Source organism: Leptospira yanagawae serovar Saopaulo str. Sao Paulo = ATCC 700523, assembly GCF_000332475.2.
Lineage (GTDB): Bacteria > Spirochaetota > Leptospiria > Leptospirales > Leptospiraceae > Leptospira_A > Leptospira_A yanagawae.
In genome coordinates, this window is sequence record NZ_AOGX02000015.1 from 768211 (window position 1) to 789453 (window position 21243).

Here is a 21243-nt window from a genome sequence, read left to right on the forward strand (position 1 = left end):
TCGAACCATCGAACATCGGACCATTGTAGATCGAATTCACTTAAGTAGTCTATGTTTCCATTAGAAATCATTGAATCTGGTGCACCTCCAAATGAAGCAAAAGGGATACTCATCCTTTGGCCAAGTACGGGTGGGAATGCAAGGTCCTTTCGGATCCGAGATTCGGAACTCGTTTCTTATGGCTTACGTTTGGTTCGATTTAATCCACCTTCTCATGGGAATTCGGGTGGAACCTATGATCCAAAAACCGCCATCGATATGTTAGATGAGTATCTAAAAGGAAACAACTATTTAGACAAACCATTGTATGGGATTGGACATAGTGGGGGAGGGGCAGCCCTTCTGATGTATGCCAAAAAAACTCCCTTTCGAAAATTGTTTTTACTTTCTCCCATACTCGATAGTGTATTAAGTTTAAAGTATTTGTATGAATCCGATTCCATTGAGGAATTCAGTCGTTTGCTGCTTCTGCCGAATCTTTCAGATGGTGACTCTCCCAACAAACAGATATTAAAGTCATTAGCGACTCCTGATTGGTTGGTATCGGGGGAAGTGGATCACCTTTCGTTTCCTGTGAAAAATGTTCGGATCCAAGTGGATTCACTTGCTACCTTTTTACGAAATCTATTTTTACCAGGCTTCCAAGTAGAAGGTGGCATAAATGAAAAACGAACAGATGTTACCATATTTCTGCCCGCAGAAGACAAATGGTTTCCAAAACAACATACTATCGATTTTGCAAAGCGGAACCAATTTCGATCCTTAGAAATCCCTGAGGCCCCTGACCATTTTTTCTCCCAAAGTTGGCTCAGTGTCTGGCAAAAGATCAAAACCATCGGTTGGGATTAAATAAGTATCCATTTTCACTTAAAAAAATCCTTTTAAATGGTTTACAAATGAACCTAAGTCATTTAGGATTCTCGCCTGTATCAATTCGCAAATACAAAGAAGAATTGGTATAAAGGAGAAATTGTGGAACCCATCTATTTGGCTTTGATTCTATTCACTCTTTGGACACTCGGACTTGGTGTCACACTTACAAGTTATAGAAGCGTACAAGTGTTACTCGGGAAAAAGAAATCCAATGAATTCCCGGCCGGAATCCAACATGGAAGTGATTTCAATTGGAGGCTCAACCGTGCCCACCTCAATAGTTTAGAAAACTTACCTCTATTTTTAGCAGTGGTTTTTCTGACGGTGAGTTTGGGAAAGGTGGATGCATTTGTCAACCAAGTGGGGTTTGTGATTTTAGGAGCAAGGGTTTTACAATCCCTCACTCATTTGATTGCTACCAATGTCTTAGCAGTAAACATTCGATTCACATTTTATATGATCCAAATTGTGAGTTATATCATATTGTTACTTCGATTGGTTTAGACACCTTCCCGTTTGAGGTCACGGCTCATCAGAGCTTTGACCACTTCTTTCGGATCCTTATCTTCGTATAACATACGATACACTTCTTGGGTGATGGCCATCTCCACTCCCAATTTATCAGCCAGGTTTTTTGTGGATAAAGTGGTTTTCACACCTTCCGCGACTTCGTTCATGGATGCCAAAATTTCTTTTAATGTTTCCCCTTTGCCCAATCGAAACCCAACGGTTCTGTTTCTTGATGCTTCCCCACAACAAGTGAGTACCAAGTCCCCCATCCCTGACGGTCCAAGGAAAGTCATGGGATCGGCCCCCATTTTAATCCCCATCCTTGTGATTTCGTTTAACCCTCGTGTGATGAGGGCAGCCCTTGTGTTTTGTCCAAACCCAAGACCATCGGCAACACCTGCTGCGATCGCAATCACATTCTTTAATGCACCACCCACTTCCACGCCAACCACATCGGGAGTCCAGTAGGTTCTGAAATAGGTAAAGCTAAAGATCTCTTGCACTCGTTTGGCGGTGGCCTCGTTTTTGGAAGCGATGGAAACGATGGTGGGAACACGTTTTACCATCTCTTTGGCAAAACTAGGACCGGAAAGATAAGAAAGTTGAGAATGGTATTGGCCAGGTAACTCTGATTCAAAAATTTCAGAAACAAGGCGAAGGCTCTCATTTTCGATGCCTTTGGAAGCAGAAACAATGGGAACTTTGGGTGGGATATGGTCTTTGATTTCCTTCAGGATGCCTGAGAGGGCATGACTCGGAGGAGCGGAGACAATCATATCTTTGTCTTTGACCACTTGGATGAGGTCTGTGTTTGCTCTCAGTTTTTCTGGTAGGACCAAATCCGGCATATGTTTGGAATTCATATGGTTTTCATTGATCGAATGAGCTTGGCCTTCACTTCTTGTCCAAAGGGTGACATCATAACCCTTATCTGCCAAAATACTACCTAGTGCAGTGCCAAAACTTCCAGCGCCAATGATTCCAATCTTCATGAGTTCCGTATTCTAAATCTGCTTTCCAAAAAGGCAATAGAAAATAAAATTAAAATATGCTTTTGACGGATCTCTTCCGTTTCAACCCACTGAATCTCTTTTTGCCACCAAAAGTGGTCCCAAAGAGTAATTACAAAGTTACCTTACTACTCGGTAGCTTAAAAAAAGTCATACAAACGGAAATCATCGCGGAAGACCCTGATTTAGAAAGTTTAGAAGTGGGCTCCTCCAAAGGAGAAGTCATATTAACCGGGACCTATCGAATGGAATGGCTTTGGATCGCACGTTTTTTAAAAGTGCAATCCATCCGTTTCCGGGTTCGACTCAAACCCGTGTTAGTCAAAGATAACAAAGCTAGATTAAAAATTGTTGGATACCGAGCTTGGGATACCAAACCTCGTCGGTTTGATATTGTTAGGTGGTTTGTAAAAATCGACCCGTTTCACAAAAAAAAAGTATTCGAATCAATCATGCATGAGGCACCTCATATTTTATCCATCACTGGTTTGCAGTGGGAATTATTATTTGATTTGAATTATTTTTTAAATTTGGTACCTGCCATTGCAGGGAAAATTGAAATCCAATACCTTGTGGCTGATCATAATGAATTGTATATCTTTGTTCGATCCTCCACAATTTTAAAACCACTTGTGGATTTTTTTGGGCCAGAGTACTTAAAAATCGATTACATTGAAGAAGATAGAGATGTTCAAATGTTGCTGTGGGAAAATGAATAAATGAAGATCATCTATCTTACTGATATCCATGATGGACTTCATGGACTCAAACGAATCTTACAAACTACAGAAGCAGACTTGTATTTGTTTTCGGGTGATATCATATACAAAGCATTTTTTTCCTTTGATCGGATCATTGATTTTTGTGGAGTCCAAGAGGAATTATATTATTTGTTAACGGAAAGAAAAGATGACTCAACTCCGTTTGACTTTACAACACATGCCATTCGTTTTCCAGAAAAGTACTCTACGGCGATCGTTGAAAAATCTCAAAAGTACAGAGGCTTATATAAGTTAGCTGCCAAAACGATGAAAGAAAAATATGAGATCATCGAAAAACTAATTCTTAAATATGCAAAGTCACCTGTGTATTGTTTGCCGGGAAATTATGATTTAGATTTGCAATACACTGAATTGTACCAACGCGAAGTGCATCGTAAAAGTTTTGAATTTCAAAATATTAAAGTATCTGGGTATGGGGGTGCACCCATTTGGACTTCAGGCATTCCAGAAAAACTGACCGTTGTGTTTCACGAGTACACGAAAAATGGAAAAAACTACAGTGAACCAGAAGATTTTTTCCGTGAAGAACTGCCGGATATCTGTTGGATTCACAATCCCGCTTACGGATATTTTGATACCATCCCTGGTGTTGGAAAATGTGGAAGCCAAGGAATCAGGCGGTACTTAGATGATGAGTCACCTTCACTTGTTGTCTCAGGCCATGTGCACGAAGACCAAGGAATTAAAAAAACAAAAAATACTGTTTTTATCAATCCATCTAACTTTGGTGCGGTGGATTCCTTACATGGTTTCCAAGAAGGTGGATATTACGCTGAAATATTGATGGAAGGAAAAAACGTGGTCCAATCCAATCTCTGTCAACTCCGTGGAGAAGATTGGCATAGATTGATAGAAGTGGATTGTTCTGAAAAACATTTAAAACTCATTTCTCAAAATCCAATTTCAACAGTGAGTTCCGAAGATTACATCCGAGGGAATTAAATGGTCACCTTTCTTACGATTTGTGGCGTACTTTTTACTGTAGCTTTTTTTCTGTATGCACTCTCCGCAGTTGACAACCAAAGTTTAAACCAAAAAGAAAAAGAACGTTTAAAAAAAGAAGAAAACCTTCGTGTAGGAGATCCAAGAAAAGTTTACGGAAAAGAAAAAGACCCAAATCTTCCTAGACTTCGCCTATGCCCTGTTTGTGGGACTGTCCTTAGAAAAGATGAATACTTGTATGCGGCCATATCCACTTATACCAATAGTGAAGGAAAAAAACAGGCGCAAATTTATGGATGTAAGTATTGTTATCTGATTCTGGATTCTGAAAAAAACAGTTCTGATCCACACCAAGGAAAAGAAAATCCTTTTGGCCCACCAAAACCAACCGATGAGATATGAAACCAATGTTTGATTTAACACAAAGTTTATCGAATTTAAAAGGGATTGGACCCAAACGAAAAAACGTTTTACTCGATCATGGAATCACTACGTATTATGAATTATTAACGTATTTTCCTAGAAGGTATTTAGATCGAAATTTTACAAAGGATATTATATTAAAACAAGGGGATGTAGTCACATTACTTGGAAGTATTGTGGATAGCTATATAGTTCATGGTAAAAAAAGTCGCTTACTTGTTGGGTTTCGCACCTTAAACAATGAAAGGATCAATTTAGTTTTCTTTCGTGGAGTCAATTTTTTTCATAAATTGTTCGCTATCGATAAAAAGGTGGTGGTGTCAGGAAAATTAGAATACTTCCGAGGGTACCAAATCCTCCATCCCGAATATGAATTTTTATCCGATAAGGATGACCCTGAAGATTCCATCCACGCAGGAAGGATCATTCCGTTATACCCTTCAACTGAAGCACTAAAAGAAGAAGGACTTGATTCAAAAGGATTACGAAAACTCATCCACCAAGTTTTGGAAGGTGGAGAGATTAGTGAAAACTTACCTTCCAAATTCATCAAAAAACGTAAGTTACTCGGTCGTGATGAAGCATTTCGTAACATTCATTTCCCTGATACGATGGAAACTGTACAAATTGCACGAAAACGATTTGCCTATGAAGAGTTTTTTTATTTTCAAAGGTTATTATTGTACAAACAACGAGAAAGACAGAAAGTCAAACGTTTGTTATGGCCACTTCCTTTGTCACCTTCGCGCAAAAATTTGGAAAAAAATCTGCCCTTTGAACTCACAGATGACCAAAAATCAGCTGTGACAACAATCCTATCCAAAACCAATACCGATTCTCCTTCTGCATTTTTATTACAAGGGGATGTTGGTTCGGGAAAAACGATCACAGCCCTTCTTGTTGGATTACACTATATCGACAACCACATCCAAGTGGTTTTTTTGGCACCAACAGAAATCCTGGCAAGACAACATTACCAAACCATCTATAAGTTTATGGGGAATATGCCATTTCTTGGGATTGAACTATTATTAGGTGGAGAGAATAAAAAGATCCGTGCAGAAAAGTTGGCGAGGATCAAAACAGGTGAATCCAATATCATCATCGGAACCCATTCCTTATTACAAGAAGATGTGATTTTTTCTGATTTGGGTCTCGTTGTGATTGATGAACAACATAAATTTGGTGTGGACCAAAGAGAAACCATTCGATCCAAAGGAAAAAATCCTGATATCCTGGCAATGACTGCCACACCCATCCCTAGGACACTTTGCCTGACCTTATACGGAGATTTGACTTTAGTAAATATTAAATCCAAACCTAAAGGACGTAAACCAATTGATACTCGTTGGTACAAAGAAGACAGAAGAGCGGGAGTTTACAATTCGATACGTAAGTATGTCAGTTCCGGAAGGCAATGTTACATTGTGTACCCTCTTGTAGAGGAGTCGGAAAAAGTAGATTTAGAATCCTGTACTGTTGCCTATGAGAATTTAAGAACATCAGTGTTTCCCGATTTGAAAATTGGATTGTTGCATGGGAAAATGAAAAGTGCCGAAAAAGATTCGGTCATGGAAAAATTCAAATCCGGTGAGATCCAAATCCTTGTCACAACGACAGTTGTGGAGGTGGGAGTGGACGTTCCCAACGCAACCATTTTGGTTGTGGAACACGCCGAACGATTTGGTATTTCCCAATTACACCAGTTACGTGGTCGGGTTGGACGAAGTGATTTAGAAAGTTTTTGTATTCTCATGACAGGAGATTTTATTAGCGATGAGGGCCGTGACCGAATCGAGGCACTAGTTTCCTCCAATGATGGGTATTTTTTAGCTGAAAAAGATCTGGCAATTCGTGGGCCAGGCGAACTTTTAGGGGTCAAACAAAGTGGATTGCCTGAGTTTAAAATTGCTGATTTGGTTGCGGATCGTGATCTTTTAGAAGAAGCCAAAGAAGACGCAGCTTCCATTCCACTAGATGATCCAAAGGAAGTTTCGGAATTAAAGACTCGTTTTAGCGAAGGCAAATTTTTATTTGCGAATTAATCCAAGAAATTTAAATGAACTTAATTATGTTTCGTTCGAAATTTTTGTTTCTGTTTTTGTTATCATTATCATCTGTATGTGGTGAAAAACCCATCAAACAAACATCTTCTGACTTATACTTAGGAATTGATAAAATCTCTTATTTAACGGGTAAATTCAACTCACCTGGACCTTTAGCGCCTGTTATCTTGGAAGAAAACGCAAAGGAACATTATTTACGTCCTGATGTAAAAAAAGCCCTATATAAGATGATCAATGACTTTGAAGATTCGAAACCAAGTTCTTACAAACAACATATCTTTTTGGTTTCCAGTTTTCGAAATTTCAGCCACCAAAAAGGAATTTGGGAATCCAAATTCACAGGGAAAAAAGCGATGCGAGTTCCCATCAAAGGAAAATCATCCGAAGAAATCATTGGTTTGATTTTAGAATTTTCAAGTGCACCTGGAACTTCTCGCCACCACTGGGGAACTGATTTTGATTTAAATGCTCTTGACAATGCTTATTTTGAATCGAATGGGAAGGGAAAATTCCTTTATGATTGGTTAAAGGAAAACGCATCCAAATATGGATTTTGCCAACCGTACAACCCACTTGTTTCCAGAAAAAATAAAGGATACCAAGAAGAAAAATGGCATTGGTCGTATGCCCCCATTTCCAACCAACTCACAAAAGAATGGGTGAAATCATTCCAATTGGGAGAAATCCAATTGGAGGGTAGTTTTTTGGGAGCAGATGTGTTAGGTGACCGGGCGTTGGATTATGTTAGGTCCATCAACCCGGAATGCGAAAAAATTACAATACCTAGTTTATAGGTTTTTGTACAAATTCCACATACTGGCAAGTAGGGTTTCAGCATCACTGTAAATGGGAGTCCAGTTTAGTACTTCCCTTGCTTTTTTGGAAGAAGCAAGTAGTTTTGCTGGGTCCCCAAGACGCCTAGGTCCTGTTTTGTGAGGGATTTGTTTCCCCACAACTTTTTCTGATAAATCCGCCATTTCTTTCACGGAATATCCAGATTCAGAACCTAAGTTTACAGTTAAACTCTCATTTTTCGCCATAATGTAGTTAAGCGCTAGAACATGTGCTTTTGCCAAATCTGAAACGTGGATGTAGTCGCGGACACAAGTCCCGTCTTCTGTTTCGTAGTCGTTTCCATAAATTTCAAAACCCTTTCGAATGCCAGAAGCTGCTTCCATAATGATGGGGAGTAAATTGGCAGGTGTTTTTTCAATCCCTTTGATTCGCCCTTTAGGATCGTATCCTGCCGCATTGAAGTAACGAAGCCTTGCAGACTTTAATCCTTTTAGTTTGTCAAACCATTCCAAATTTTCTTCAATGCAGAGTTTGGTATAACCATAATAGTTTTCTGGTTGTAATGGATGATTTTCGTCGATTGGTAAATACTTAGGAGCTCCATAAACCGCTGCAGATGATGAAAATACAAAATATTGGCATCCGTATTTGATCATGGCATCTAACAATATAAAGGTGCCATTTAGATTGTTCATGGTGTACTTTAAGGGATCCGTCATGGATTCACCTGCTGCTTTCCATGCGGCAAAATGAAAAACTGCATCCACTTTTTTAGCGAAGGCTTTTTTTAGGATCTCAGGATCTTGGATTTCACCTTTGATGAATTCATTTCCAGGAAACAAATTGGCTTCGTTTCCTTTTTCCATATCATCTACAATGATGATTTCATGTCCTTGTTCCATTAGTTCTAGGACAATATGACTCCCAATATAACCGGCTCCCCCGGTAACGAGGACTCTCATTCTTCGTCGGATCCACCAGAAACAAATCTGTGATCCACTACACCACGTTTACTGGATTCGAAGAATTCGATTACTTTTTGTACTTCGGGAGCAGGGTTTGGGTCTTTTTTAAGTTCAGCTAATGCTTGTTTTGTGTTAAGTCCACTATGGTAAATCACTTTGTAAACTCTTTTGATGGCAAGACGGACATCGGAAGAAATTCCTGCTCGTTTCATTCCTACCACGTTCAAACTTACTATAAGTCCTGGATGGCCATCCACAGTGGCATATGGAGGGACATCTTTGACCACTTTTGTAAGACCTGCTAACATAGCATAATCAGCTACTCTTACAAATTGGTGTACCCCAACAGATCCAGAAATGAATACTTTGTTTCCTATCACAACGTGACCAGCAAGCATCGTATTTTGAACCATAATGTTATGGTCGCCTACGACAACATCATGGGCAAGGTGGACATTTCCCATAAGATAATTATGATTTCCGACGACTGTAGCTTTTCCTTCCACAGTCCCTCTGTGGAAGACAACGTTTTCCCTTAGGTGGTTGTGATCCCCAATTTCCAAATAGGTTTTGGTTTCTGGTTTGAAACCCAAATCTTGAGGCAATCCACCATAACTTCCGCCAGAGGAAAGTTTGTTAAATTTACCAATTCGTGTCCCTGATAGAATTTTGACGTGGGATTCGATAACAGTTCCTTCTCCAATTTTGACATCCTTTTCGATGATACAAAATGGTCCAACTTCTACGGACTCATGCAATTCCGCTTTGGGATCGATGATGGCGGTGGGGTGAATTTTCATATTGTTTTACAAAAAAAACCAATTGGAAAGCCCTGCAAATGATTTTTTAAAATGTAATTTACACGCTTTTCCGCGTCTGTTATCTTTTGGAAGGGTGGTGTGAACTTGTTAATAGATTGGTCGCGAATTGAATCTCTTGTGGATATGAATGATCCTGAGGACCAAGCATGGCTTAAGGAAATGGTAACTTCTCTTTTGGAAAACATGGCAACTCGGGTTGAAAATTTGGACCGACTCATGCAGACCAAAGATCCAAAAGACCTACAGTCAGAACTACACCAAATCAAAGGTGTGGCAGCTCTTTCTGAAGTTGTGGTCAAAGCGGAGTCGCTTGTAAAAGAAGGAAATGTTGAGTCTTCCATAATTGAAGGAAAAAAAATTCCTGCAATATGGGAATCCACCAAACAAGAGTTAGAGAAAAAGTTTTCTTCCTAAACCATCAATTTGCTGTTGCCATGGCGACAGCCGTTTTACTTCCGTTATAGATACCTTCGATTGTGTTTTTGATAATGCATTCGTTCATCCTAAGTAAAAGATCGTCTGATTCTGTGAAGATTTGTACGAGTTCCTTCGCATGCATCGCTTCACGGCATTCCACAGTTCCCTCACCTAATTCCAATGACCGAACAACGGAAGCAGCTTCATGATCACCAACCCTACGGATAAAAAGTTTTGGAATAGGAAAAAAAGCCAATTCCGAAGGTTTTGTCACTAACACATCAGCAATGCGGATGAGTCGGTCAGTTGCAGAAAATGCTTCTGTGTGTGACGGAAAATTAAATAACACAACCGGCGGATTGTTTTCATTGTCATCAGATCTAAGAGGATGTCGTGTAATGAAAGTTAATAGGTCATCCCAAGAATCAATGGAAAGGTAAGGAATTTTTTGAAAGATCAAATACTCTTCAATTGCTTTCAAAACTTTTACATGATCCCCAGTATTGATCCAATATACAGCTTTTCGATTGGTAAGATATGACTTGGTCAAACGAATGAGATCCAAGATATAGCCTTTTTGTGCTCCAGCACCTCCAATCGGAATCAAAAACCTTCTGATTTTTTTGGAATCAATCCGACGCACTCGGTTTTCCGAATCGGTCACTGCATTTGATACAATGTCTTCCGATACCCAATGGCCAGCCACGGCTAAGTTCTCTTTTGGAACTCCCATCTCAATGTACTTAGTATAAGAAGAAGGAGACTGGACTAAATTGAGTGCTCCTGGAACAAGTAAGTAGTACTGCGGGTAATTGTCACAAATGAGATGGATGGTTTTTTGAAAATTTGATGCCACTGCAATCTGGCCATTTAACGGGTATGTGGTGATGACTGGTGATTCTTTGGGAATTCCATTCATAAGGCCTTTGTATAAGGCAGCCAGTTGGCAAGAAAGTTCGAGTGAAGTGAGATTTCCTTGGGACATAAGTTGCCCCCAAATCCATTCTACAGGCCCCCCAATTTCGGAACTCATCCTAGAAAAAAAACTATACCCAGAATCGATATCACCAATGGCTTTTGCTTCCGGAGATTCGATTGCGAGCAAATCATGAAGGTAAGTCGGGATGTTTTGTTTCAAAGAATGAGAATACACAGACAAAGCCATTCTATGATGTCCGTAACCCATCCGGATACTTCCGACCACGAGTCGTGTTTCGATTGGATTTTCCCCTTTGTCGGAAATGAGTTCCAAACCAGGATACAGAGGGGATGGGGAAGAAAATAAGGGAATGGAACTTTCTCCAATGGAATAACGTTTTTGGAGGATCCCTCGAATGAGGCCTGCGGTTTGTTTGGAAATAAAACCTGTGTCTAGGCCGAACATTGGTTCTCGATTCATGCAGGAAGTCTACTTAAGTGGCATTCTCTTTCAAGTGAAATTTCAATTCTTAGCTGACAGGTGACCAAATTTGCCCATACCTGGTATCTATGGAACAAGTTTATATTTTAGGTGGACTCAGGTCCGCATTCGGTAGTTTTGGCGGAACTCTAAAAGACATGAGTGCCGTAGACCTTGGGGTCGAAGTCACTAAAGCAGCACTCCAAAAAACTGGAGTTGATCCTTCCTTAATTGAAGAAAGTATTTTTGGAAATGTTATCCCAACTGGCAAAGATGGAATTTATTTGGCACGTCACATCGGGCTAAAAGCAGGGGTTCCAATCGCAAGTCCTGCATTAACACTCAATAGACTATGTGGTTCAGGAATGGAAGCAGTCATCCAAGCTGCCAAAAAAATTATGTTAGGTGAAGCTCATACTGTCCTCGCTGGTGGTGTGGAATCTATGAGTAATGCCCCTTATGTGGTGCGGAATGCAAGATTTGGTGTTCGTTATGGAAATGCTGAGTTTGAAGATTCACTCGCTCAAGGTTTAACAGACATTTATGTAGAACTTCCGATGGGAATGACGGCGGAGAATTTATCTGACCAATACAAAATTTCTAGAGAAGAACAAGACACTTGGGCAGCTACTTCGCAAGAAAGAGCAGAAGAAGCAACGAACAAAGGGATTCTCAAAGAAGAAATTCATCCAATAACGATTGGTGGAAAAAACCCAATCGTATTCGATAAAGATGAATTCATCAAAGGAAAAGCTGGCGCTACAAAACTTGCCTCACTGAAACCGGCATTCAAAAAAGATGGTACTGTGACAGCAGGCAATGCTTCAGGAATCAATGATGGTGCCTCTGCACTCATCATAGCTTCTGCATCCCAAGCAAAAAAACTCGGCAAAGAACCTCTCGCAATTGTAAAATCTTGGGGCCATGCTGGTTGTGAGCCTGCGAAGATGGGAATTGGTCCTGCCATTGCCATCCCTGCTGCTTTACAAAAAGCAGGTCTTAGTTTGAAAGACATCGGTCTTGTGGAAGTGAACGAAGCGTTCGCAGCACAATACTTAGCCGTACAAAAAGAACTAGGTCTTGATCCAAAGATCACCAATGTGAATGGTGGAGCTGTTGCGATTGGACATCCACTCGGAGCTTCAGGGAACCGTGTGACATTGACATTGGCTCTTGAGATGCAAAGAAGAGGTGTGAAGTATGGTGTGGCTTCTCTTTGTATTGGTGGTGGACAAGGGATTGCAATTGTTTTAGAAAATCCTAAAGCATAGTACAAAATGTACCTTCTATTTCCGGGGCGTCACCATCTCCTCACCAGGTACCAAAAAGAGTATTTACTCAAATTGGTAAAACATGGTCTCTCGGAAACATTGGATGTGTTTGGAAATCCGTTGGCGATTTCCAAACCACCCACTGCCATCATCTTTGCCGTTACCTCGGCCAATCACAATAACACAAGGCGTAACCCACTTTCGCTCTACCAAAGAGCGATGATGATCCAAGATTTTTCAAGAGAGTTAGAGCTACCAAGTTATGTGGTCCCAATCGATGACATTGGTCAATCACCTAACTTTGCTTTGTATACGTTAAAAAAAATTGAAGTTGAAACTGAATTAAAAGTATCACTCACTCCTGAGAATACGATTGTACTATGTTCAACACCCGTTGCAAATTTATATCTCAAACTTGGATTTAAGATCCTTCCCGTGGAAAAAGTTCCCGGTAACAAACTTGAATTTTTCGCAAAACTACCTTGGGAAGAATTAGAGGAGATTGTATTAAAACGAAAACAATCCAAACAGAATGGAAATGATTTTGAAAAAACCAAAAATCCCAAAAATGACTTACCTAAAAGTTTTGGGGAGTTTCTCTCTGAGGATTGGAAACAATTAGATTCAGCTAGCATCCGTTTGTGGAAAGACTATGGTCTTTTCGAAAAAGTAGATATGTTGTTTTCAGATACATTAATTGGAGATGATGGAGATCTTACCGAATCCAGGGATTATAATACGTATGTTCGAGAGATGGATGAAATAGCCGAACTCAAATACCATGAAACCAAACCATTTGTGAAACCAGGTAGAATAGGTGATATTGGTTGTGCCGTAGGATCTTGGATCAAACTTGTTTGTTCGGATCAAAATTATTTGGAATCTGATTTTTATGGTGTTGAGATCGCAAGGCACCTCTTCCAAATCTGCGAACAACGAAAAGAAAATGGTGAATTCATAAACCCAAATGTTTTTTTTCTAAGAAAGAATGCAGTCAGTGGATTGGTATTTCCTAAATTAAGTATGAATACCATCCATACCTCTTCCCTCACTCATGAAATCGAATCGTATGGTGGTCGTGACCAACTGATTTCCTTCCTGCAAAATAGGTTCGAAGAACTCGTTTTGGGTGGGGTTTGGATCAACAGGGATGTGGTCGGTCCAGAAGAAGGAGAAAACGAAGTTTGGGTTTGGATGGAAGAGGACTCGAGCACAAACTTTAGTCGGAGTCCCGAAGAGTTTCCCAATTTCAAAGAATATCTAGATTCTTTATCCACTAAGGAACGTTTTTTCCAATTCCAACGTGACTTTCGTAAAGAAGAAGGTTATGTGCTTAGGGCAAGTTTATTTTACGTCGATGGTATAGAATACCACCGTATGAAACTAAAAGACATTTGTGAATATATCTCAAAAAAAGATTACACGGATAATTGGGAAAGTGAAATGCACGAATCCTTTTGTTTTTGGAGTTTTAACGACTGGAAAAAAAATTTGGAGTCGATAGGGTTTCGTATTTCACCCAAGTCCAGTGAATATCGTAATGAGTGGTTGGTTAAAAATCGTTATGAAGGAAAAGTGAAACTTTTTACTTCAAACTCTGACAATCCAGTGAAAAAAGAGGATTTGATACCATTGGATTTTCCTGTCACACATATGTTATTGTTAGCGGAAAAATAAATGCAAGCAGACGTTAGGCGTAATCTTGATAAAATTCGCACAATATTTCGTTCAAATTATTTATTGGCAGAATTAGAGGAATCAGAAAGGGAAACGTTAATACCATACATTGAAGTAAAATTTTTAAGGATAGGACAAACTTTAATCAAAGCCAACCAAATGCCTGACTACATTCATTTTGTACTCACTGGCAAGTTTGGAATGAAACAAAACAAACAAGATTTAAATGTAGGTAGGTATGCCTTTGTTGAAGTAGGAGAATCCATCGGTGAAAGGATTACCCTAACGAAAACTCCCTCCAAACATGATTATTATGCATTAGAGCCTTCCATCGTTTTATTATTACCAACATCTCGTTTTCTAAAGTTAGTTGATTCTCATCCTGAAATTGCAGAAAAAGCTAAACATCGTGAAGAAGAACAAGAAAAATTTCATTATGTTAGGAAATTAAGTTTTTTTGATGAACTATCACCGGAAGAAATCAAATCAATTTTAAAATCCATCCAACTCATCAAAGTCCCTCAAGGTGAATTTATTTTTGTAGAAGGTGAAGAAGGGGAATCCGCATACATTGTTCGGTCAGGGAAAGTTCAAATTCGAACAGAGAATCCAAGAAAAATCATTTCGATTATGAAGTCAGGGGATATTCTCGGCGAAATTGCAATCTTCAAACAACAAAAACGTTTAGCCAGTGCAGTAACTGCAGAAGACTCAGAACTTTACCAAATTCCCGGAACTATTTTTAGAAAAGTCATTGGTGCAGAAAAAGGCAATAAACTTGAAGAAATTGTACAATCGAGGTTACTCAGATACTCAACGTATAAAACAAAAGAAAAAGAAGAAAATTCAATTCGACCTTTTGTATCCAAACGATTTGAAATCAAAAAACCTACTGAAACAATTTTAATCGAACAAGTAACAACAGATCAATTGAGTCTTGTTGGCTTGGTTTGTTCTGAACTCGCACTCCGAGTGTTTGATAAGCCACTTCCATCCAATTGGAAAATTAGAATCAAAAATGAATTAAGTCGAAATATCATTCCTGGTATTTTTGAACTCGCAATAGAACTAGAAAAACATGGTTTTTTAACTAAACAATTGCAGATTCCTTTTATGGAATTAACAACATTAGAAAATCCAGTTTTTATCACAGACGATGAAAACATACCTTGTTTATTGTATTTGGTGGATTTGGAATTGGATGCAGTATTAATTTCCCATCCAATCAAAGGAGTTTTTGAACTTAGCAAAGATCAGTTTTTAAAAGTTTGGGATGGGATCATCTTACAATTCTCAGTGGCTCCAGCCAGTTTGTCTGCGGAAGTAAGTTTACTTAGTTTTTTTAAAGAGCTAAGGATGTTATTTAGTCCGAAAAAAAAAGAAATTCGTTGGGTGATGGTTGCAACATTTTTCTCAGCGATTTTATCTTTATCAATTCCTTATTTAGTTCGTCAAATAGTAGACCAAGTTTTGGTATTCTCCGATCGAAATTTTTTATTTACGATAGTCATTGGTGTTACCTTGGCTGTTTTCTTTCAAACCATGTTTTCCCTTTTTCGAAACCTAATTTCGATAGGATTGATGCAAAATTTAGAATATAATTATTTTGTAAGATTTTTTCAACATATTTTAAACCTAACTTTGCCAGAGTTTAGAAAGTTTGAAACTGGTGATTTTACACAGAGATTAAAAGAAAACCAAAGGATTTTGGAAATCACCCAAAGATCGGGGTTGTTTTTGATTTTGGATTTGATCACTTTACCAATTTATCTTTTGGTATTGTTGCGATTGGATGTTGGGTTATCTTTTTTAGGATTATTTTTTCTTATCATTTATGCTTTGGTTGTTGTCCGTTCAGGCTCAAGGATCAAAAAATTACAAAAACATAGCTTTGAATCGAAAAAGAAAACAACTACTTTCTTTTTATCGTTATTTTCCGGTATTCAACTGATCAAATCTTCCTCTATAGAAAGTCGTTACCTTTCCAAGGGTCTGAATGAAATTGCAAGAACCATATTGACAAATCTACGTGTGGGCAAACGTGTCCAAATTTTAGAACTCATTAGTAAGTTTTTTGAACAAATTGGACTCGTGGCTGTCATTACGTTTGGAGTGAATAAAGTATTAAATGAACAACTTTCTTTAGGAAGTTTTTTAGGTTTTTTGATTTTATACTCTTTGTTAATGGAACCAATCGTTCGATTGTGCCATCTTTATGAAGACTTAAGTGAGTTAAGAGAATCTCGGATGAGATTATCCGAAATTTATTCGTTGCCTGGTGAAATTGTCAGTTTACGTCCGTTTGGTGAGCTACCAAGGCTTACAGGAAAAATAAAGTTAGATCATATCAGTTTTCGTTATAGAGAAGGATCACCAGAGATTTTAAAAGATATTGATTTGGAGATTGAAGCTGGCGAAAAAGTCGCCATAGTCGGTCGTAGTGGTTGTGGTAAAACTACTTTAATGAGAATTATGATGGGAACTTTATCTCCTACGAAAGGAAAGGTATTCGTTGATTCTTTTGATTTATCTACCCTTGATCCAGAAGAAGTTAGAATCCAATTTGGTGCGGTAGAACAATTCCCGATTTTATTTTCTGGAAGTATATTGGAGAATTTATCAAAAAAAAATCCATCCTTAAGAAAGGAATCTTTGTTAGCTGGAGCAAAACTAGCCTCCGTTGACCAATTTGTGGAAAGATTCCCAATGCAATACGATACAAAAATTGGTGAATCAGGTGTTGGTTTGTCTGGTGGACAAAAACAAAGGTTGGCGATCGCAAGGGCCTTAGTAACAAACCCAAGTATTTTATTTTTAGATGAACCAACGTCTGCTTTGGATTCTGAAACAGAATCACACATCCAATCACAATGGGAAACGGTTTTTAAAGATAGAACAGTAATTCAAATTTCACATCGTTTGCACAGTACGGTGAGTGCTGATAAAATTATTGTTTTGGATGAAGGCAGAATTGTTGAAGTTGGCACTCACGCAGAACTCATCCAAACAAAAGGTTATTATTATCATTTATTCCCCACGTTTAATGAGGAGGAAAGTTTTGTTTAAAAAATTTAAAAATCTAAAAGAAACAGATTCCAATTGGGAATCAAGACATTCTGCCTCTTATTATGATGAACTATTAAAGCACCCGGCACCTAACTGGGAAAAGAAGGGGATTTATTTAATATCTGTTTTTTTTCTTTGTTTTGTTTTGTTTTTGATTTTTGGACGAGTTGATGTTGTTGTGCAGGCAAATGGAAACATTAGACCCAAAGGGAATTATCATGTTGTGGAGGCATTGGAAACAGGAACATTAACAAATTTGTATGTTAAGTCTGGGGATTTTCTAAAAAAAGGAGATCCTATCATGGAGTTAGAATTTTCAGAGCAACAAATTGAATTATCAAAAGACACAAATAATTTGGAATATGAAGAGAAGAAACTACAGCGACTCATTCGTAATAAAAAAGAAGCTGAAAAAATTCTGAAAAACCTTGCTTATAATTTAGAAAATAATCCAGGTTCTGCTTTGTCAGGCGGAGTATTGAATAAATTTGTAAACTTAAAGAAAGCCTATATGGATTTTCAAAATGGAGTAGGTGCAAAATTTATTTATGATCAAAGTTTATTAGAATTTAATGAAGAGTTCGGCAATTTAAAAGACGAAATCCAAAGAGAAGAAAACATAATCTCTAGTTTACGTGGTGATACTAAATTAAAGAAAGAAAGAGTAGCAAATGCGGTGATCAGGATGCCATTTTCTGGTGTCATCGGCGAACTAGCTGTCAACAACGTAGGTCAGAATATAATTCGTGGGCAAACTGTTGCTTCTCTTATGGAAGAAGGCCAGCCACTAGAAGCGATTGTTGAAGTGAATAGCAAAGATATTGGTGCCATTCGAATTGGACTAAGTTCTGTCATTAAAGTAAAAGCTTTCCATCAAAATGATTTTGGTGTGGTAGAGGGAACGGTTTCGCAAATCATTCCGAATACAAAAGAAAAGGATTCTTTTTCGGTGATTTTGGTTTTGGGGACACAAGATTTAAACCAGGATGGAAAAGAATTTCAATTGTTTCCAGGCCTTAAAGTGGTCGCTGATATCGTGATCGATCGAAAAAGTATTTATCAAATTTTATTTCGTTATGCTGATCCAAGGAATTAAGTTTGAAACGTAACTTAAAAGAAATTCCGAATTTGGTTAGAGAAGATAGTTTTTTATCATTATTACCTTCATCAGATATCAAAAAACTTTTAACACTATTTGAATTTCGATCACTTGTGGCAGGTGATAAGATCATAGGTAATGAAACTGATTCCATTCCTATTTTGATTTTAGAAACAGGTAGAATTCAGGTAAAAATCAAAATCAACCAAAGTGAACTTTTAATAAAAACCATTTCAGAAGAATCAATTTATGGGATTGGTGAGTACTCTTCTGATTCTTTGCAGAAACAAATCTATTATGCAGAAGAAAATTCAAAAGTATTGGTTCTACCAACTTCTTCTTTTGCAAAATTTATATTAACAGATAAACATAGGAAAAAACTTTGGGATGAATATAAGGAGAATGTTCAATTAAGAGATGAATTGAGAATCCATCCATACTTCCGAAAACTTTCAAATACGGAAATCCAAGAGTTATCAAAACTTCTTGTGAAACGTAAGATCAATTCAGGTCAAATATTAATCAAAGAAGGAAGTGTAAGCTCTTCACTTTTCTTTATCAAAACGGGAAAGTTTAAAGTAACAAAATCAACTTGGCAAAAAGATTATTTTTCCTATGTTGAAGCGGGTTCAGTATTGGGGGAGATGGGTGTATTAGAAAAAAAAGTTCGAAATGCAACGGTAACAGCAATAGAAGATAGTTATGTATATGAATTGTCTTTGAAACACGCAGAATCCTTTTTTAAAAAGTCTGAAAGTTTGTTGATAACCATTCGTTCCATTATGAATGAACGAAAATTAAATTTAGGGGACAGAGCAGATGAAAGTGATTTCGAATTTTCAAATATTTATGAAGAAGATCAGTTTCATTTTTTACCTAAAATAAAATTTTCACCTCCTTTACGAAATCAAATTCGATTTCCATTTTTATTCCAAGAAGGTAAGTCACAATCGGGTGATGTTTGTCGGAAAATGATTTTTCGATATTGGGGTTATACTTTTGCTGAATATGATTCGGATCCTTTGTTTCCCGATTTCGATCACGACATCCTTCCACATCATTGGAAACAATGTTTTGGTGAAGAAAAAGGAAATTGTTATTTCGTAAACTGGAGGGACCACGAATCAGAAATTGGTTCTATACCCACCATAAACTTTTTTGAAAATACTAGATTTATCATCGTCAAACAAATTGGTAAAAAATTTGTTACGATTCTTGACCCTGAAAATGGTGAAACAGTTTTATCGCGTGAAGAATGGGAAAAAAAATCTTCAAAGATTTTAATTTATTTTGTACCTAAAGTATTACCAAAAACATCATTTGAATGGAAAAATCGTTTTTTTGCTGGTATTGGAGAATATTTTTTACCGGCGATCCAATACTTAAAAGCGGGAATCCTTGCTAGTTTTTTATTAAAGGGTTTAGAAGTATTCATTCCTTTAGTAAATTTGTATCTCATTGATGCCGTTTTGTTACAAGAAAATAGAGAATTTTTTTTACCAGTAATCTTTGCGATTGTATTACTCAGTCTATCACAGTCATTTTTAGGATACTTTCGATCCAATGTCATTTTTTTTACAAGTAATAGAGTAAACCAAACAATTGCGATTCGTTTTTTAGTGAAATTGATATCTTTACCTATTTCATTTTTTGAGAGAAATAAAAAAGGAGAAATTTTAAATCGATGGGAAGAAATTGAGTCAGTAATTTTGTTTTTTTCAGATCAAGGAGCAATGAAGATCTTTGATTTGATTTTTAGTTCTCTTGTATTTATCATCTTTTTGTTTTTATCCCCCATATTACTTTTCATTATTATCCTTCTAATAATTCCTGAGTTTTTGGTGCTTAGATTTTTATCTCCCAAAATCATTGAGGAAACTAAAAAAGAATCTTTAAAAAGATCGGAGACTTTAAGTTACTTTATTGAGTCTGTAAATGGATTTGAAACCATTAAAAATTTGGGAGCAACTTATTCCCATAGATGGGACTTTGAAAAAAGATTAACATCACAATTAAATTCAGAAAGTAAAAAATTGTACTATTCGAACTTATTATCAACTAACACGGATTTCTTTAAACAAATCACGATAGTTGCAGTCATGCTTGTTGGAAGTCTACTAATTTTAAATGATTTGCTCACCTTGGGCACTTTGTATGCAATCGTAGGTTTGATCACTTATATCAGAACACCTTTGATTTCTTTATATGATGATTTTTTGAAATTTCAAAAAGCGAATTTAGCATGGAATCGATTGAGGAGTTTTGAGTCATTGGATAGCGAAATTTCTGATAAAGATAATTTGTTCAAGGTTGATTTACCAGAAGTGAAAGGTGATATCGAATTTAGAAATATCAACTTTGCTTATGATAATCAAAAACCAGAGTCAGGAATTCGAAATTTATCATTAAAAATTCAAGCTGGAAAAAAAGTTGCCTTTGTTGGTAGAAGTGGGAGTGGAAAATCAACAATCATTAAATTGTTGTTAGGTCTTTATAACCCTAAACAAGGTGAGATATTCGTCGATGAAATATCCCTTAATGAAATTTGGTTGCCCAGTTTACGAACAAAAATCGGAGTTTGTTTCCAAGAAAATCCGCTGATTGCAGGAACAGTTAGAGAAAATATTTCCATCACAAAACCAGAAGCAACACTGAGTGAAGTAGTGGAAGCCGCCAAACTTGCTTGTATTCACGATGATATTGTAAAGTTACCACTAGGTTACGATACAGAATTAGCAGACCGGGGATTTAGCTTTTCTGGTGGTCAAAAACAGAGAATTTCCATCGCAAGATTGTTTTTGCAACGTCCCAATGTTTTGCTATTAGATGAGCCTACTGCTTCCCTTGATAAAGAGACAGAATCAAGAATTCTGTCTCATATAAATTCTGTCTTTGCCGATGCGACCATCATTACAGTTGCACACCGATTGGATACAATCAGACACTATGATCAAATTTTTGTTTTAGAAAGAGGCAAATTGGACTCAAAAGGAAATCATAAGGAATTACTTTCTAAAGGTGGAATTTACCAATTACTTCATTCTAAACAAGAAGCAATCCGATAATTGAATTAGTGACTCACTTAAGGAAATTTAACTATATTCTTTTTTTCCTTTTTTTGTCAAAT

General features: G+C 37.4%; 17 protein-coding genes. 13 read left to right on the plus strand and 4 right to left on the minus strand.

Annotated elements, in window-relative coordinates:
* Positions 1 to 51 precede the first annotated feature (51 nt).
* Both LEP1GSC202_RS07330 and LEP1GSC202_RS07335 read left to right on the plus strand, forming a co-directional pair.
* Positions 52 to 849: an alpha/beta hydrolase family protein gene (locus LEP1GSC202_RS07330; RefSeq protein WP_015677586.1), complete on the plus strand. Its 798-nt coding sequence runs from the start codon at positions 52 to 54 to the stop codon at positions 847 to 849.
* Positions 850 to 972: 123 nt separating this feature from the next.
* Positions 973 to 1377, plus strand: a complete 405-nt coding sequence (locus LEP1GSC202_RS07335) for an MAPEG family protein (protein WP_015677192.1) — start codon at positions 973 to 975, stop codon at positions 1375 to 1377.
* On the opposite strand, the gene LEP1GSC202_RS07340 is transcribed toward LEP1GSC202_RS07335, so the two are convergent.
* Positions 1374 to 2375 (minus strand): NAD(P)H-dependent glycerol-3-phosphate dehydrogenase, encoded by a 1002-nt coding sequence (locus tag LEP1GSC202_RS07340; protein WP_015676444.1) that lies wholly within the window; start codon positions 2373 to 2375, stop codon positions 1374 to 1376. The genes LEP1GSC202_RS07335 and LEP1GSC202_RS07340 overlap by 4 nt on opposite strands.
* A 56-nt stretch (positions 2376 to 2431) precedes the next feature.
* Between LEP1GSC202_RS07340 and LEP1GSC202_RS07345 the strand changes: the two genes are divergently transcribed.
* From LEP1GSC202_RS07345 to LEP1GSC202_RS07365, 5 genes are read left to right on the plus strand one after another with little or no spacing between them, the layout of a single operon-like run.
* Positions 2432 to 3112, plus strand: a complete 681-nt coding sequence (locus tag LEP1GSC202_RS07345; RefSeq protein WP_015676340.1) for a hypothetical protein — start codon at positions 2432 to 2434, stop codon at positions 3110 to 3112.
* The gene (locus LEP1GSC202_RS07350; RefSeq protein ID WP_015676791.1) at positions 3113 to 4117 is read left to right on the plus strand and encodes a metallophosphoesterase family protein; all 1005 of its coding nucleotides are present in this window, start codon (positions 3113 to 3115) and stop codon (positions 4115 to 4117) included.
* A complete protein-coding gene (locus LEP1GSC202_RS07355) occupies positions 4118 to 4519 on the plus strand; it encodes a hypothetical protein (RefSeq protein ID WP_015676430.1) in 402 nt (133 codons plus the stop codon).
* Positions 4516 to 6585, plus strand: coding sequence for an ATP-dependent DNA helicase RecG (gene recG, locus LEP1GSC202_RS07360; RefSeq protein ID WP_015676842.1), 2070 nt, complete (start codon positions 4516 to 4518; stop codon positions 6583 to 6585). The genes LEP1GSC202_RS07355 and recG overlap by 4 nt, the downstream gene beginning before the upstream one ends.
* 26 nt (positions 6586 to 6611) lie before the next feature.
* Positions 6612 to 7400, plus strand: a complete 789-nt coding sequence (locus LEP1GSC202_RS07365; protein ID WP_039928334.1) for a M15 family metallopeptidase — start codon at positions 6612 to 6614, stop codon at positions 7398 to 7400.
* Here the strand turns inward: LEP1GSC202_RS07365 and galE are convergent.
* Both galE and lpxA read right to left on the minus strand, forming a co-directional pair.
* Positions 7395 to 8363 carry a UDP-glucose 4-epimerase GalE gene (gene galE / locus LEP1GSC202_RS07370; protein ID WP_015677327.1) on the minus strand — a complete coding sequence of 323 codons (969 nt, stop codon included), beginning with the start codon at positions 8361 to 8363 and terminating at the stop codon, positions 7395 to 7397. The genes LEP1GSC202_RS07365 and galE overlap by 6 nt on opposite strands.
* A complete protein-coding gene (gene lpxA / locus LEP1GSC202_RS07375) occupies positions 8360 to 9166 on the minus strand; it encodes an acyl-ACP--UDP-N-acetylglucosamine O-acyltransferase (RefSeq protein ID WP_015677449.1) in 807 nt (268 codons plus the stop codon). Before lpxA ends, galE begins: the two co-directional genes overlap by 4 nt.
* A 99-nt stretch (positions 9167 to 9265) precedes the next feature.
* On the opposite strand from lpxA, the gene LEP1GSC202_RS07380 reads away from it, so the two are divergent.
* Complete coding sequence (locus LEP1GSC202_RS07380; RefSeq protein WP_425256015.1) at positions 9266 to 9601, plus strand: Hpt domain-containing protein; 336 nt, start codon at positions 9266 to 9268, stop codon at positions 9599 to 9601.
* A gap of 4 nt (positions 9602 to 9605) precedes the next feature.
* Here the strand turns inward: LEP1GSC202_RS07380 and LEP1GSC202_RS07385 are convergent, their stop codons facing one another.
* Entirely contained in the window at positions 9606 to 11003 is a 1398-nt protein-coding gene (locus tag LEP1GSC202_RS07385) for a DUF6938 domain-containing protein (protein ID WP_039928337.1), read from the minus strand.
* A gap of 89 nt (positions 11004 to 11092) precedes the next feature.
* Between LEP1GSC202_RS07385 and LEP1GSC202_RS07390 the strand changes: the two genes are divergently transcribed.
* From LEP1GSC202_RS07390 to LEP1GSC202_RS07410, 5 genes are read left to right on the plus strand one after another with little or no spacing between them, the layout of a single operon-like run.
* On the plus strand, positions 11093 to 12274 hold the full coding sequence (locus tag LEP1GSC202_RS07390) for an acetyl-CoA C-acetyltransferase (protein ID WP_015677485.1): 1182 nt from the start codon (positions 11093 to 11095) through the stop codon (positions 12272 to 12274).
* 6 nt (positions 12275 to 12280) lie between these two features.
* Positions 12281 to 13951, plus strand: a complete 1671-nt coding sequence (locus LEP1GSC202_RS07395) for a hypothetical protein (protein ID WP_015677037.1) — start codon at positions 12281 to 12283, stop codon at positions 13949 to 13951.
* On the plus strand, positions 13952 to 17017 hold the full coding sequence (locus LEP1GSC202_RS07400) for a peptidase domain-containing ABC transporter (RefSeq protein ID WP_015676574.1): 3066 nt from the start codon (positions 13952 to 13954) through the stop codon (positions 17015 to 17017).
* The gene (locus LEP1GSC202_RS07405; protein ID WP_015677204.1) at positions 17010 to 18113 is read left to right on the plus strand and encodes a beta-barrel domain-containing protein; all 1104 of its coding nucleotides are present in this window, start codon (positions 17010 to 17012) and stop codon (positions 18111 to 18113) included. Before LEP1GSC202_RS07400 ends, LEP1GSC202_RS07405 begins: the two co-directional genes overlap by 8 nt.
* Positions 18114 to 18115: 2 nt before the next feature.
* Entirely contained in the window at positions 18116 to 21181 is a 3066-nt protein-coding gene (locus tag LEP1GSC202_RS07410; RefSeq protein ID WP_015676524.1) for an ATP-binding cassette domain-containing protein, read from the plus strand.
* Positions 21182 to 21243 lie beyond the last annotated feature (62 nt).